General features: G+C 40.0%; 10 protein-coding genes. 3 read left to right on the top strand and 7 right to left on the bottom strand.

Annotated features, from left to right (window positions below; translation table 11 throughout):
- Positions 1–32 precede the first annotated feature (32 nt).
- Positions 33–2,369, bottom strand: a complete 2,337-nt coding sequence (locus tag L6471_RS03615; protein ID WP_237796860.1) for a substrate-binding domain-containing protein — start codon at positions 2,367–2,369, stop codon at positions 33–35.
- 263 nt (positions 2,370–2,632) lie between these two features.
- On the opposite strand from L6471_RS03615, the gene L6471_RS03610 reads away from it, so the two are divergent.
- Complete coding sequence (locus L6471_RS03610; RefSeq protein ID WP_237796859.1) at positions 2,633–3,745, top strand: PepSY-associated TM helix domain-containing protein; 1,113 nt, start codon at positions 2,633–2,635, stop codon at positions 3,743–3,745.
- Between the two features lie 21 nt (positions 3,746–3,766).
- Here L6471_RS03610 and L6471_RS03605 read toward each other — a convergent pair whose 3' ends face one another.
- The 3 genes from L6471_RS03605 to L6471_RS03595 are packed head-to-tail and all read right to left on the bottom strand — an operon-like array spanning position 3,767 to position 4,886.
- Positions 3,767–3,991: a helix-turn-helix domain-containing protein gene (locus tag L6471_RS03605; protein WP_027453912.1), complete on the bottom strand. Its 225-nt coding sequence runs from the start codon at positions 3,989–3,991 to the stop codon at positions 3,767–3,769.
- A gap of 48 nt (positions 3,992–4,039) precedes the next feature.
- Positions 4,040–4,573: a C-GCAxxG-C-C family protein gene (locus L6471_RS03600; RefSeq protein WP_006281703.1), complete on the bottom strand. Its 534-nt coding sequence runs from the start codon at positions 4,571–4,573 to the stop codon at positions 4,040–4,042.
- Positions 4,527–4,886 carry a NifB/NifX family molybdenum-iron cluster-binding protein gene (locus L6471_RS03595; protein ID WP_074614219.1) on the bottom strand — a complete coding sequence of 120 codons (360 nt, stop codon included), beginning with the start codon at positions 4,884–4,886 and terminating at the stop codon, positions 4,527–4,529. The genes L6471_RS03600 and L6471_RS03595 overlap by 47 nt, the downstream gene beginning before the upstream one ends.
- Positions 4,887–5,831: 945 nt before the next feature.
- On the opposite strand from L6471_RS03595, the gene L6471_RS03590 reads away from it, so the two are divergent.
- Both L6471_RS03590 and L6471_RS03585 read left to right on the top strand, forming a co-directional pair.
- A complete protein-coding gene (locus L6471_RS03590) occupies positions 5,832–9,071 on the top strand; it encodes a hypothetical protein (RefSeq protein ID WP_237796858.1) in 3,240 nt (1,079 codons plus the stop codon).
- Between the two features lie 31 nt (positions 9,072–9,102).
- Complete coding sequence (locus L6471_RS03585; protein WP_237796857.1) at positions 9,103–11,787, top strand: rhamnogalacturonan lyase; 2,685 nt, start codon at positions 9,103–9,105, stop codon at positions 11,785–11,787.
- Between the two features lie 1,749 nt (positions 11,788–13,536).
- Here L6471_RS03585 and cas2 read toward each other — a convergent pair.
- The 3 genes from cas2 to cas4 are packed head-to-tail and all read right to left on the bottom strand — an operon-like array spanning position 13,537 to position 14,671.
- The gene (gene cas2 / locus L6471_RS03580; RefSeq protein WP_237796856.1) at positions 13,537–13,806 is read right to left on the bottom strand and encodes a CRISPR-associated endonuclease Cas2; all 270 of its coding nucleotides are present in this window, start codon (positions 13,804–13,806) and stop codon (positions 13,537–13,539) included.
- Positions 13,803–14,330, bottom strand: a complete 528-nt coding sequence (cas1, locus tag L6471_RS03575) for a CRISPR-associated endonuclease Cas1 (RefSeq protein ID WP_237796855.1) — start codon at positions 14,328–14,330, stop codon at positions 13,803–13,805. The genes cas2 and cas1 overlap by 4 nt, the downstream gene beginning before the upstream one ends.
- 26 nt (positions 14,331–14,356) lie before the next feature.
- Entirely contained in the window at positions 14,357–14,671 is a 315-nt protein-coding gene (cas4, locus tag L6471_RS03570) for a type V CRISPR-associated protein Cas4 (protein ID WP_237796854.1), read from the bottom strand.
- Positions 14,672–14,674 lie beyond the last annotated feature (3 nt).

Here is a 14,674-nt window from a genome sequence, read left to right as displayed (position 1 = left end):
TAACCTCTTGTAGTTGTGTTCGATAACGGGTATTATTTGTTATTTTTCTTAAGATCAGCTGGGTAGATGTCGAATTCCTTTTTAAAGCAAGAGGCGAAGTAACTAGGGGTTCCAAAGCCCACTTCGTAACATATTTCTGATACACTTTTATCACTATTAAGCAATAGGGCGTAGGCTTGTTGGAGACGCATCTTTCGGAGCAGTTCTACTGGAGTAAGACCTGTGAGTGCTTTTACTTTCCTGTATAGTTGTACACGGCTTAGTCCGAGTTCATCTCCTAAGTCTTCCATTTTAAGATGTGAGTCTGCCATTTTTTCAAGAATTGCTGTTTTCAGATTATCGATGAAACGACGGTCGGCAGTGCTCATTTGTACGGCAGGAATCTCTTGTTTATGTTCATTGGCTTCCTTTTTCTGCGCATCATCTTTATGATGAGGAGTAGTACTGAGGTTTACATTTGCGGATTTCGCAAACTGTAGGCGTAATTTCTCGCGATTATAAAGTAAACTTTCTATATGACTGATGAGTAGTTGTGCATTAAACGGTTTGGTGATATATGCTTCGGCACCGTTCTTGAAACCTTCGATAAGTTGATGATCTGTACTTTGGGCTGATAGGAGTAAAACAGGGATATGGCTTGTGATAGGATCCTCTTTGATTCGTTTGCAAAACTCCAGACCATTCATGACAGGCATGATGATATCACTGACAATCAAGTCTGGCACTCCCTCGCGTGCCAATTTCAGTCCACTTTGTCCATCTGCAGCTTCAATAACATAATAGTTATCAGCAAATAGGGTGTGTAGAAATTTTCGCATATCACTATTTTCGTCTACCACCAGGATGGTAGGCAATTCATCTGTATCTAATTTCAGCAACATCTTCTGATGGCCCTTCTGAATATCGTTGGTGACAGACTTATCTTCATGCTGTTCATCCGCAAGCAACTGACTATTCGGGATAGCACCATCACTTACAGACAGAAGTGTATCCTCAGCCATCGCTTTTTTCACCTGCTCCTTAAAATTTAAGACATGATAAACGACTTGCTCCAAAAGATTGACATTTCGATTCAAAATTTCGAGCAGTTCTTTATCACGATCTTTTTTCTGTGAACAATTAGCAAGCAATTCCTTAGCCGGACCGGCTATTAATGTTAGTGGCGTTTTGAGCTGATGACTGGCATTCGTATAGAATAAAGTTTGTTCCTCATTTAGTTTTTTCATTTTGTTGTTAGCTTTTTTCATCTGATGGTTTGCGCGCCGTGTAGATTGGATAGCACGGCCAATCAAAAGAATTGCTACGAGCGAAATGAGAAAAGCGAAAGCAAGAAAGTAGAGCACCATTTGTTGTGTGTGATACTGTCCTAAATAATTTTCAAGTTTATTTTGGATGGTTATCAGATAGTCATTCTGTTGCATCATGACTTGTGTACTAATCATGATATCATCTACATTGGTAGGAGTAACCACAAAACTCTGGATGGTATTATTTTGTTTATATTTTTTGCCTTCCAGAATATTCAGTGCTAAAAGAATAATCTCCTCGCCATGAGTAGGGTAGATATAAGTACCAGCTAATTTCCCACTTTTTACACCTTCCAGGCCCTGTCCCTTTCCAGGTAATCCGTCGATACCGAGAAAACTGATACTTTTTTCCAGTCCACACTCTTTTGCGGCCTGATAAGCTCCTAAGGCATCGATATCGCTATGACAAAATACAATATCCGGTCGCTTACCAGCTTTCAGATAAGCCATCATCTTTTTGTAATTATCTTCTGGTGTCCAATTGGTTATCAAGAACTGATAATCTATCAGCGTATTTTGGGTGATGGTTTGCGCAAAACCTTTATGTCGTTCTCGTGCTGGTGACATTTCCATCGGACCCGTTAATTCGAGCACGCTTGTTTTTCTGCCTTTATTTTGTGATTGTAGACGATCGGCCAGTTGCAGCGCATATCGGCCGATACAAGCGCCAGCTTCCACATTATCACCACCAATATAAGCAGTATAGTTTTTGGGAGATATTTTTCGATCGAACAAGACGACAGGAATATTTTTTTGTCGTGCTCGTTCTATGCTTTTGGTAATGTGTGAATATTCATAAGGAGCGATAACCAACAAATCGACATTTGCATCGATGAGGCTGTCTATTTGTTGAACTTGTTTTTGAGCATTATCATAACAGTTGGCAATCGAGATTTTTACTTCCTTATCATAGAGATGTTGTGCTGATAACATTTCATGATTTACCTTTTCACGCCATTTGCCACTTGAACACTGACTTACACCTATCGTATAATAAGAGGTAGACTTGTTGCAACATGTCAGCAAAAGTGGTATCAGCAAAAGGAGTATGTATTTTTTCATCTTTATAATTCAGTTTGATGTATTTATTTTGTTTCAAAATTATAAAAAAGATGTGAAACTCACAAATAACCACTCTTATTTGTGTTAGAATATGTATGGAGAAAGTGGGGGGACATTGAATAGGAGTAGAACGCAGCTTTTCCATTTTATATCAATCGACATTTTCGCTATAGTTCAGTATCTCTATTTACTGTATTTTTGCAATATCACAACTTTTAGGTATTGTGTATATTGTATCGTCTACGTACCTTTGCAAACTATATATGAAAAAAAAGATTCTACAGATTCACTTGTGGCTTGGATTCCTGTCAGGGATCGTGATTGTCATCATGGCTATCACAGGAGCATTATATGCATTCGCAGAGGAGATTAAGACTGTGGGTATTGAGGCCGTTAATCCTCAAGGTGACATACTTTATACCCCAGGGCAACTCAAAGAAATTCTTGTACCGGAACTGCGTAAGTTAGAGGGGGGCGATGTCGTGGCTTATGGTGTAACTTATCAGCCTGCACCAAAACCGAGTATGTTAACCTATTCTTCTCAGAATACGAGTTATGGTAATGTATATATCAATCCGTATACGGCTGAAATTTTGGGTAAACCAACGGGTGAAGATTTCTTCAACTGGGTCATGGCTGGTCATCGTTCATTATGGCTTCCACCAACCATTGGTCGGCTGATTATAGGATGGAGTATGGTTATTTTTGTTATCGAATTGCTTACGGGGTTGATACTTTGGTTTCCGCGCCGATGGAATAGAAAAGCCATTCGTCAGCGATTAACCGTGAAAACGAATGGTGGGCACCGCCGATTTTTTTATGATTTACATAATTCTTTGGGCGGACTGATTTTGTTGCCTATATTGGCCATAACCTTTACCGGACTAACCTGGAGTTTTCCTTTGCTAGCCAAAGGCTACTATACCTTACTTTCTAGTAAAACTTATCATGAATGGAGCATGCCTGTATCCGACACGACACATGTCGATACAGCGAAAATCAATGATGAGGCTATGTGGGATAAAGTGTTAATGCGAAAGCCAGATATGAAAACGAGTTCTGTACGTTTCGATTTCCCGATGGGAAACACGGGCGTCTATACAGTGGTCTTTAATCCGAAACCTGGTAAGAATTACTCTAATGACTATCATTTTTACGACCGTTATTCTCTTCGGGAATTAGCTGGCGGAGGAGTCTATGGTTTGTCCCAGTCCCAGGTGAATGGAGGTGACATCCTGTTTCGTATGTCCTATGATATCCATTCTGGAGCTATTGCAGGCATACCTGGCAAGCTGATCGCTTTCTTGTTGAGTATCATTGCAGCTTCTTTACCGATAACCGGATGTGTGATTTGGCTTATGAAACGTAAAAAGTAACCCTGAGGCGACGTAGCAGGGTTACTTATAACGATATTCTATCGGTGTACATCCTAAATGTTCTTTAACGTATTTTCCGAAGAAACTGGTATTCGGAAAACCTACTTTATCGGCTATTTCCTTAATCGTCATATTTGTGTTCTGTAGATAATGGATAATATCAGCCACAGTATACTCGGTAATCCATTCATTAGCCGTCTTTTTGGAATTCTTCTTGCAAATTACGGTAAGATATTTAGGTGACATTTTACAAAAAGTGTTGTGAGAATCGCATGAAACAAAAAAGGGAAGGCATTAATGCTTTCCCTTTTTGTTCGTCAGATATTCTGCAAAGATTCTGGCAGCACTCTCAACTTTAGCAACACACGGCCGCTTCTTGTAGTATTCAGCAGTACGTTCAGAGGCAACATAACTGTTGGCTGCTTTATCATGCCCGTTGAGTCCTAATATCTCCGCACAGATAATAGAACCATTCTGCAGTTTGGATTCTTCCAGTAACTGTTGAACGATCATATAGCAATGTGATTTGCCTTCACGGTCGGCACCATCAGTCTGTCCCTCTTCCAAGCCAACGAGCATCACGATTCCCGACACAGCCCCACACATCATACGCATTCTGCCTACGCCACCACCAAAGCCTGCTGCAATCTTTAAAGCTAATTGATGATCTAAACCATACAAATCGGCAAAAGCAGCTACCACACTCTGGCAGCAACCGTAACCTTGCATGAAATAATCGACAGCATGTTCTACACGTGTTTCAAATTCTGGGCTTATGGTATTATTCCTCATGATGATGACAATGATGATGACAACTACTGTCGCCATACACGATAGTACCGTTTAGATACTGTGTAAGTACTTCTTCGATAGCGATGGTAGGAGCTCCGCCATGAATCTTAATGCCCAACTGTTGGAGCATATTTACTGCACCCTGGCCAAGACCGCCACAAAGAACATCGGTAGCCCCTTGAGCAGCAATAAACTTAGGCATGGCACCATGTTCGTGCTCCGGAGCCTGCATCACGACAGAATCTTTTACCTTTCCGTTTTCAATGGTTACAAATGTTACTTGTGGTGCTTTACCGAAATGTTGCCACAATTTTCCTTCACATGTTGGAATAGCTATTTTCTGATTCATTACTTATATTTTTTGTTTTTATCTACACGTTATAATAACGTATGTTCTTTTTTATTGCAAAGATACTAAACCTTTTTGAAAATATGCCCTTTCGTATCATTTAAAAAAATGGGCATGTTACATCTTATGGCTTTAGCCATCGTCAGTGTCATGCCCTTTCATTAATTCTTTAAATCCAAAATTTTTAATTCTCTTATCTTCTTTTTTCCTTCTTTTTTCCTTCTTTTTCCCTTCTTTCACTAGAGCTAACCTATTGTATATTTGGAGCTTTTAAGCTTGAGTACTGATTAAGGCTACTAGACCTACACCAAGGACAATCATTGCCATATATAAAATAGTCATTACCATATAATACTCCTTTCCTGTTGGTAATTTATTACACATTATCTCGTTTGCGATGCAAAGATAGAAATAATATTTAGCATCGCAAACGATTCAGATAACTTATTAACTGGTTTTAATAAATTATCGCATACGAGTATTGTAAATTATCAGTTGTTAACATATATCGTATATAATTATTAATGGAAATCAAAGATGAAAAAATAGTACGAAACGAAAAAGGAAGAAATGAATTACTTTTGTAAAGTAATAACATTATAACTTGTTTTATATCAAGAACTTGACGATTTAATGATGTAACAATAAAAAGAGTTGATTCCCTGTTGAATACACCTTATCATATGGCATAAAGGTAAATATACATGAGGGCACTTCAAAAGTAACAGAAACGATCTCTTTGTATTAGTTAGATTAACCATGGTATCGAAGGGTTTAAAGGTGGAATTTTTAACAAAAAAAGGTGATATTCTGATATTTATGACTTTTTTTGCAGAATTTTGCTCCTTTCTTTATTTCTTATTTACTTTATTTGTAGTCGTGAAAACTAATAACGAGAAAGTATAACCTAAGCATTATAAAACATATCTAAAAATTTTAACCTAAATGAAATCTAAACAAAGTAAGAACATTTCTCATGCCGTATGGCAGCGAAGGGTATTGTTCTTGGGCGCATTGTCGCTGTCCATGATGGTACAAGCCCAAAAAATTGATCTTGATCAGAGTGGTAGAAATACTACAGAGGTGACGATGGACAATTTCTCCAGTTGGCAGGTGAACGAGTTAACGGCTAATCAGAGTGAAACCAAAACTTTTGGTAATGTCAAGGTGACCATTCAGAATTCCACCTCAGCCTATAGTCTGCGTTCTGGTTGGTACAAGGCTGCCATCGCCAATGATAAACTCATCAATGATGGTATTCACCATGATGGCTCTCCGAAGAGTGCCACGAGCATAACCGTAACCATAAGTGGACTAAGCAACGGTACCCACACACTTCAGGCTTATCATAATAATCCCGAGGGATTATCAGGTATGGGCAGTATCAATGTAGCCGTCAACGGCACGAAACAGACAACAGTAACACCTACCTCAAGAGCTGTTAACACGGCAGCGTCAGCTAAGAGTTATGTTACCTTCAGTGGCACATCGGCTACCATTACCTATAGTAGTTCTACCGATTTTTTTATCAATTCACTAGAATTGGATGTGACTAATGCTGATGTTTTAGCCACCAGTCCTTCGCCAGCCGATAACGATCTGCATGCTAATGCCGACGGTGGAAGTATCTGGCTAAACTGGAAGGTGGCAGCCAGCGGTTCTGAGGGACAAAAACTATATTGGGGTACGGATAAAAATACCATTGCCAATGGTGGAGGTACCTGTATTAATCTAAATAGTACATCACATTCGCGCCAACTTACGGGGCTTTCTCCGTTAAAGACCTATTATTGGCGTATCGACAATACCAAAAATGGTATAGTCTATAGAGGCGAGGTATGGACATTCCAGCCAAGACGTCTTGCTTTCCCTGGTGCTGAAGGTTATGGCAAATGGGCTATCGGTGGTCGTGGAGGACAGGTATATCATGTTACCAGTCTGGCCGATGACGGTAGTTATGGTACCTTCCGTTATGGTGTTACCCAACTGAGTGGTCCTCGCACTATTGTCTTTGATGTGGGCGGTGTCATTACCTTGAAAGAGCGGCTTACCATTAACGATCCATATATCACGATTGCCGGACAGACAGCTCCCGGTAGAGGCATTATGTTTAAATCGAGTCCGTTGGGTGTTGCCAGCGATGGTATTACCCGTTTCATTCGTCTGCGTCTCGGTGGTGGCGACAGCTGGAGTGGAAGTGGTGCCAATGCCAATACGTCAGATGGTATGGGTATGGCTGGTAACAATCATGCTATTATGGACCACTGTAGTATAGGATGGGCCATTGATGAGGGATTTTCTAGTAGAAACAGTCGTAATCTTACCTTGCAACATACTCTGATTTCGGAAGAGTTGAATTATGCTGGTCATAGTCACTATGTAGAGCAATCCGGTCGCTATGTAGAGCATGGTTATGCTGCCACTATCGGTGGCGGCTATCCGGATGGCGTAGGTAGTTATCACCACAATCTGCTGGCACATAATAACGGTAGAAACTGGAGTATGAGCGGTGGACTAAGTGATGGCGCCTATGCAGGTGCCCTTGATATGTTTAATAATGTATGCTACAACTGGGGTGACCGTACTACTGATGGTGGAACCCATGAGGGCAACTTTGTGAACAACTATTACAAGATGGGGCCGGCCAGTACAGAGAAGTATCTTCTGACAGCCGATTTGGAAGGTACAGGAACAGGTACACAGAGTTATTATGTGGCTGGTAATATCCGGGAAAATACTGATGGAAGCAAAACAACCAATCAGAGTGAACTGCGAAGACAACGTGCAACCAACGGTCAGGTTGTGAATTGGACCGTATTTCAGAGTGCGCCTTTTTTTGATAGCTATGCTACTATTGAGAGTGCTGAGGCTGCCTATAAGAATGTGCTATCCGATGTAGGTTGTAACCTGCCTGAACTGGATAATCACGACCAGCGTATGGTAAAGGAAACTCTTAGCGGAAGTTATTCCAAGACGGGGTATTATACCGGAAAGAAAGGCCTTATCGACCGTGAAAGTGATGCCGAAGGTTTTGGTGGACTAAATATTACTACAGCATCGCGCCCTTCTAACTGGGATACGGATAAGGATGGAATGCCAGATTGGTGGGAGAAGGCTTATGGTACTAATGCCAATTCAGCTGATCATAATAGCGATCTGAATGGCGATAACTATACGAATCTGGAAGAATACCTTAATTGGATGGCCGATCCTCATTTCACGATGAGTGGCAAGATAACCATCGACTTGGCTACCTATTTTGCTGGTTATACTAATGCCCGCTATCAGGTGGTAGCATGTGCAGAAGGTGCGGTAGCTGGTATCAATGGTAGTACGCTGACGGTTTACAATGGCACTGCTTCGGCTCTTTTTACCGTTCAGGTGAAAGCTACGCAAGATGGTGTGTCGCTTACCCGAACCTTTAACTTTTATGTAGATGGGGCTTCTGCCGGACAACAGACTTCGGGCTCTACAGCAACAGCTACCCTGCCTAATGTCTCGGCTCAGAATGGTGTTATTCTCTGGCCTTTTGAACAGGGTGTCGCTCATCAGTTGGCTGTGGTCGGTGATGATCTGAAGAATTATGTCACCACAGATGTTACCATCGGTTCGGGGCTGACTTATGGTGGTGTCAAGGAGCTCAATGACCTTACTGAGACCCGAATAGGAGTAACCGTGGATAATAATCCAGCACCAGATGCTGACAATAAATTATCTTTTAATATCGTACCTTTATCCGGTTATAGTCTGAATATCACCCGTATCGACTTTACAGCCACCCGTATCGGCACCGATGGTGGAAATATAGATGTGAGCTGGTGTGGCAATAAAATAGCTTCCGGTCTTCGTCCGGCCCGTAATGCCCAGAATCCAGAATACACCACATATTGTTATAACGTAACGACTACCAATCCGGAGAAAGGTCATAAACTGACGTTTAACGTCTACAACTTAGGTATTACCAAGCAGATGGCCTTTGCCAATATCAAACTCTATGGTACCATCAGCCAGACGGCCAATGCCAAGAGTAATACCATCGACAATGCCGTAACAGGAATAGTCGATGTACAGTCTGACGCCTCTGTAGAAGAGAAATGGTATACCCTGAGTGGTGTGCGCATCAAAGCCCCAACCCAGAGTGGTATTTACATACTTAATGGGAAGAAAGTAAGCGTCAAGAAATAAAGAAAAACGAATAACCTAAATGATATCAAAAATGAAAAACCAACTGAGGGCTATGGCCCTAACCGGCTTACTGGCAGCCACAACAACCCCGTTAGCCATACAAGCGCAGAATACGCCAGTCTCGCAAATGGAGAAAATCACCAGAGGAATCATTGCTGTACCAGCCATGAATGCTACAGGTGAATTTGTGTCATGGAGACTGTTGGGTACCGACAATGCCAAAACAACCACCTTTGATGTGCTTCGCGACGGACAGACCATAGCGTCTAATTTGAAGAATGTAACCAGTTATCTCGATACAAATGGAAATGCCTCAAGCAAGTATCAGATAGTAACCCGAGTTAACGGTGTCAAAACAGAGACATCGGCAGTTGTCACCCCTTGGAGTGATAAATATCTGAAGGTAAAACTCAGTAGTCCCGGAAGCCAATACACACCTAACGACTGTAGCGTGGGTGATGTAGATGGTGATGGTGAATATGAAATTATCGTGAAGTGGAATCCAGAGAATGCCAAGGATAACAGCCAAAGTGGCAAGACAGATGCCGTTTTTCTTGACTGTTATAAGTTCTCAGGCCAACGTCTGTGGCGTATAGACTTAGGCTATAATATTCGTGCAGGTGCCCATTATACCCAACATCTGGTGTACGATTTTGATGGTGACGGCAAAGCAGAAGTAATCTGTAAGACCGCTCCGTTGACCAAGGACGGTAAGGGGCAGTATGTAACAGCAGCAGCTACCGACAGCAATATCAAAAATGCCTCACAGACCAATTATCGTAACAGCAGTGGCTATATCCTGTCAGGTCCAGAGTTCCTGACCGTATTCAATGGACAGACCGGATCAGCTATACATACCGTATGGTATAATCCGAACCGTGCTGGAGGAGCATCGGGTGCAGCCAGTATGCCTTCGAAGAGCTTCTGGGGTGATACCTATGGTAACCGATGCGACCGTTATCTATCGGCAGTAGCTTATCTCAATGGAGCCGGTAATAGACCAAGTGCCATCCTCTGTCGAGGTTACTATACCCGAGCTTATGTATGGGCTGTAGACTTTGACGGAAAGAAGTTGAGTACCCGGTGGCTTCATGCCTCTACTTCCAGCACATCGGCCAGTGTGACCGATGCCAATGGCAATACCACAACCAAGAGCTATGGCTCAAGTACAGCAAACCGCGGAAGTCATACCCTTTATGGTAATGGTAACCATAATCTCTCGATAGCCGATATCGACGGAGATGGCTGTGATGAGATTATCTATGGATCGGGTGCTCTGGATAACAATGGTTATCTGCTCTATGCCACAGGTTACGGTCATGGTGATGCTATTCATGTGGGCGATTTTAATCCAGATAGAGCAGGTCTGGAAGTATTCCAGGTACATGAAGAGAGTCCATACGGTTGGGATTTGCATGATGCCAAAACCGGACAAATTCTTTATTCGGCTACAACCAGCGGTGATAATGGAAGAGGTATGGCAGGTTGCTTCGTGGCGAATAAGCGTGGAGGACAATTCTCATCGTATGGTGACAGAAGTTTGCGAAGTGCCGTCGACAATAGTATAATTACCACTAATGGTACGTCTTGTAATTTTCGCATCTATTGGGATGGAAGTCTACAAGATAACTGGTTTGATACGAATGTGAGCAAATGGAATGGCAGCTCAGCCACCACAATATTCTCACCAGGGAATTACAGTAATTCCAAGACTTGTAACACGACCAAGGCTACTCCATGTTTGCAAGCCGATATATTTGGTGACTGGCGCGAGGAAATCGTGGAGTACAGTGGTGATGACAATACGACTCTCACTATTTTTACCTCAACAGAGGCTACCAATTATCGTGTGCCATGTCTGATGCACGACCATACTTACCGTATGGCTGTTGCTTGGCAACAGTCGGCTTATAATCAGCCACCTCATTTGGGTTACTATTTGCCTGATGCTGCTGCAGGCTTTATAGCCAACAGTTCTATTACGGTTCAGGATGACTCTTCTTCTTCATCGGCAACAATGCCAGCGGTGGTTCCTCAGAATGGTGTTATTCTCTGGCCTTTTGAACAGGGTGTCGCTCATCAGTTGGCTGTGGTCGGTGATGATCTGAAGAATTATGTCACCACAGATGTTACCATCGGTTCGGGGCTGACTTATGGTGGTGTCAAGGAGCTCAATGACCTTACTGAGACCCGAATAGGAGTAACCGTGGATAATAATCCAGCACCAGACGACAACAACAAATTATCTTTTAATATCGTACCTTTATCTGGTTACAGTCTGAACATCACCCGTATCGACTTTACCGCCACCCGTATCGGCACCGATGGTGGAAATATAGATGTGAGCTGGTGTGGCAATAAAATAGCTTCCGGTCTTCGTCCGGCCCGTAATGCCCAGAATCCAGAATACACCACATATTGTTATAACGTAACGACTACCAATCCGGAGAAAGGTCATAAACTGACGTTTAACGTCTACAACTTAGGTATTACCAAGCAGATGGCCTTTGCTAATATCAAACTCTATGGTACCATCAGCCAGACGGCCAATGCCAAGAGTAATATCATCGACAATGCCGTAACAGGAATAGTCGATGTACAGTCTGACGCCTCTGTAGAAGAGAAATGGTATACCCTGAGTGGTGTGCGCATCAAAGCCCCAACCCAGAGTGGTATTTACATACTTAATGGGAAGAAAGTAAGCGTCAAGAAATAAAGACTTGCATATATAAAAGGCGTCAGTTCAAGCAGAACTGACGCCTTTTATGAATTCCTGAGAGATATCCCCTCAGGGATTATTTCTATTTCCATTATGCCATACCGTATGGAGTTGATTTCAAAAGGGCTTCACCCCAAATCACCAAACATTTGGCATACAAGTTAACGATTCTCTTCATTGTTTTTCTCATTGCTCTCAACATGTTCATAATTTGTTATCCTAAATTTAATCAATAATATCCTGAATACTTATTTTTCTTCGGCAAAGGTAAGCACAAAACAGTAAGAGACCATGTAACATGAGATATTTAATGAGAAAACAATCTTTTTCTTGATTAGTATCAAGTACTTGATTTAGAATAAGTTACAAAGATATTACATATAATATTTCAGACTTCAGAAAGTTTGTTGAAATAGCAACTCTATGTGATGATTCTGCATATAATCTTATGCTATATATGTTAATAACTGCTAATAGATACGCAATTAACTTTATAGGCGTGTGCAGGAATAATCTACAATAGTAGAAATTAAATAAGCTTTATAGTCCCTAACTTGCCTTAAGTATGTCAATCGGATCTACAATAGTAGAAATTAAATAGGCTTTATAGCCTATCTTCCGACCTAAATACATTAGGCTAATCTACAATAGTAGAAATTAAATAGGCTTTATAGCCGAAATTGCATAATGAGGTATGCAATTTTCATCTACAATAGTAGAAATTAAATAAGCTTTATAGCCAACTTTAGTACCATTCTTATATGCTTCATCTACAATAGTAGAAATTAAATAAGCTTTATAGCCTATCAAGATTAATAAGCAAGTTATTGAAATCTACAATAGTAGAAATTAAATAAGCTTTATAGCCACCTTTTCCCGCTTCATCAGCAATTGACTATCTACAATAGTAGAAATTAAATAAGCTTTATAGCCATTAAAACCATGGCTATGAGTAATTCTATCTACAATAGTAGAAATTAAATAAGCTTTATAGCCACAGACCTGTTTGACCAATTAGGTAATATCTACAATAGTAGAAATTAAATAAGCTTTATAGCCTATGGACAAGCGGTTTGTTCTATGTGGATCTACAATAGTAGAAATTAAATAAGCTTTATAGCCCCTAACTTGCCTTAAGTATGTCAATCGGATCTACAATAGTAGAAATTAAATAGGCTTTATAGCCTATCTTCCGACCTAAATACATTAGGCTAATCTACAATAGTAGAAATTAAATAGGCTTTATAGCCGAAATTGCATAATGAGGTATGCAATTTTCATCTACAATAGTAGAAATTAAATAAGCTTTATAGCCCCTAACTTGCCTTAAGTATGTCAATCGGATCTACAATAGTAGAAATTAAATAAGCTTTATAGCCTGGCGCATCCTCTCCCTCGTCCTATCTTGATCTACAATAGTAGAAATTAAATAGGTTTTATAGCATGTAGAGAAACAAGCCTATCTCAATCGCCATCTACAATAGTAGAAATTAAATAGGCTTTATAGCCTGTCTCCGTCTGGAATAGGTATCTCGAATCTACAATAGTAGAAATTAAATAGGCTTTATAGCCTCTTATTTTTTACAAAGATATAAAAAAGTACTGATATATAAGCATTTTGTGGATAATTATTTTTGAGTTTTTATCTCCCCGTCAGCTTCTTGATTGTTATATAAAAGTTTATAATGTGCTTGATATCAGGACTTTATGAAAATGTAGGCTAAAACATAATATCGTATATTTGTATTAAAGAAAAACAATGGCTTTATCCCGATGAATGGCATTACCGTATTTTATTAAATCTTTTTGATCAACATCGAATATGATAATACTGTCGTCACCAGAAAAATGTTTTGACCAAGCTTCGATTTTGGTCATTAGATTGTCTGTAATCCTGTTTGTATTGATTACTTCATAAACTGAATATTGTAACCTGATTGCACCATGCTGTTTTAGCATTTTTGCAAATTTCCCTCTCCAAAAGTCATTGGAGATATCATAACTAATTATTTTCATTGATATACAAAATTAGGAAGTTGTTGGGCTGATTTTTTACCCATGAAACATCGGTAGTATTGTTGAACATACTTAAAAATCTCAGTTTTGTAATCTATTAGTACTTTAAAGAATACATTATAATACACTGATGATTTTTCATACTTTAAATGGATTTCACCTTTAAGTTTTATAAAGTCTTTATCTTTGAATTGACCTCTATGAAAAGCCAATAAGATAGTATGATCAATAATACATCTGAATGGTTCCATGATATCGCAAATTAGTGATTTGCGTTGATACCATAACCGATGATATACACCTTTGTATAAATCGAATCCAAACATGCGCATGAATGATTCCATATAGTTGAAAAGTATTGTGTATCCGATATCCAATGTAACGTTTAGTGTATCACTTTTCATTCTTGGATGACGTCCTTTCCAGTTAAAGTCTTGAAAATAAGCAGAAAAGAAGCATTTGGCTACTGTTCCTTCCAACCCCATCAAAAGATTGTAATCTTCTATGTCTTCAATTGTTGTCAATGCAGCCTTACATTGTTGGATGGCATCTATAGTTTTATTATCTTTTTTTCTAGTCTTCTAAGATTATTTTTCCTTTCTATTAATTGTTTCTTATCAGTTTTGTATACATCGATTTTGCCAGACACACCCAGCGTATCACTATAAACATGTATAGAAAAAATATCAGTTTTTTTTGTGCTACTCGTTTTATGGTCTACACCCTCATGAACTAAAGTACCTTTTATTTGTGGTGTAGCTTTATACATTCCTTCGTCCGTATCCATATATACGTTATGCAAATATATGGAGTACGGACAAAAGATGTAATCATTTAGAGTGGCTATAGCAATATAGTCATCCATGTT

The sequence above is a fragment of the Segatella bryantii genome, from assembly GCF_022024215.1.
Taxonomy (GTDB): domain Bacteria; phylum Bacteroidota; class Bacteroidia; order Bacteroidales; family Bacteroidaceae; genus Prevotella; species Prevotella bryantii.
Note: the sequence above shows the minus strand (reverse complement) of the source record. Positions and strands in the feature narration are given on the sequence as shown.

What these genes read in the sequence shown, in the direction of transcription:
- L6471_RS03615 (WP_237796860.1), bottom strand. Translation starts at nt 2,369, where the DNA reads ATGAAAAAATACATACTCCTTTTGCTGATACCACTTTTGCTGACATGT.
- L6471_RS03610 (WP_237796859.1), top strand. Translation starts at nt 2,633, where the DNA reads ATGAAAAAAAAGATTCTACAGATTCACTTGTGGCTTGGATTCCTGTCA.
- L6471_RS03605 (WP_027453912.1), bottom strand. Translation starts at nt 3,991, where the DNA reads ATGTCACCTAAATATCTTACCGTAATTTGCAAGAAGAATTCCAAAAAG.
- L6471_RS03600 (WP_006281703.1), bottom strand. Translation starts at nt 4,573, where the DNA reads ATGGCGACAGTAGTTGTCATCATCATTGTCATCATCATGAGGAATAAT.
- L6471_RS03595 (WP_074614219.1), bottom strand. Translation starts at nt 4,886, where the DNA reads ATGAATCAGAAAATAGCTATTCCAACATGTGAAGGAAAATTGTGGCAA.
- L6471_RS03590 (WP_237796858.1), top strand. Translation starts at nt 5,832, where the DNA reads ATGAAATCTAAACAAAGTAAGAACATTTCTCATGCCGTATGGCAGCGA.
- L6471_RS03585 (WP_237796857.1), top strand. Translation starts at nt 9,103, where the DNA reads ATGAAAAACCAACTGAGGGCTATGGCCCTAACCGGCTTACTGGCAGCC.
- cas2 (WP_237796856.1), bottom strand. Translation starts at nt 13,806, where the DNA reads ATGAAAATAATTAGTTATGATATCTCCAATGACTTTTGGAGAGGGAAA.
- cas4 (WP_237796854.1), bottom strand. Translation starts at nt 14,671, where the DNA reads ATGGATGACTATATTGCTATAGCCACTCTAAATGATTACATCTTTTGT.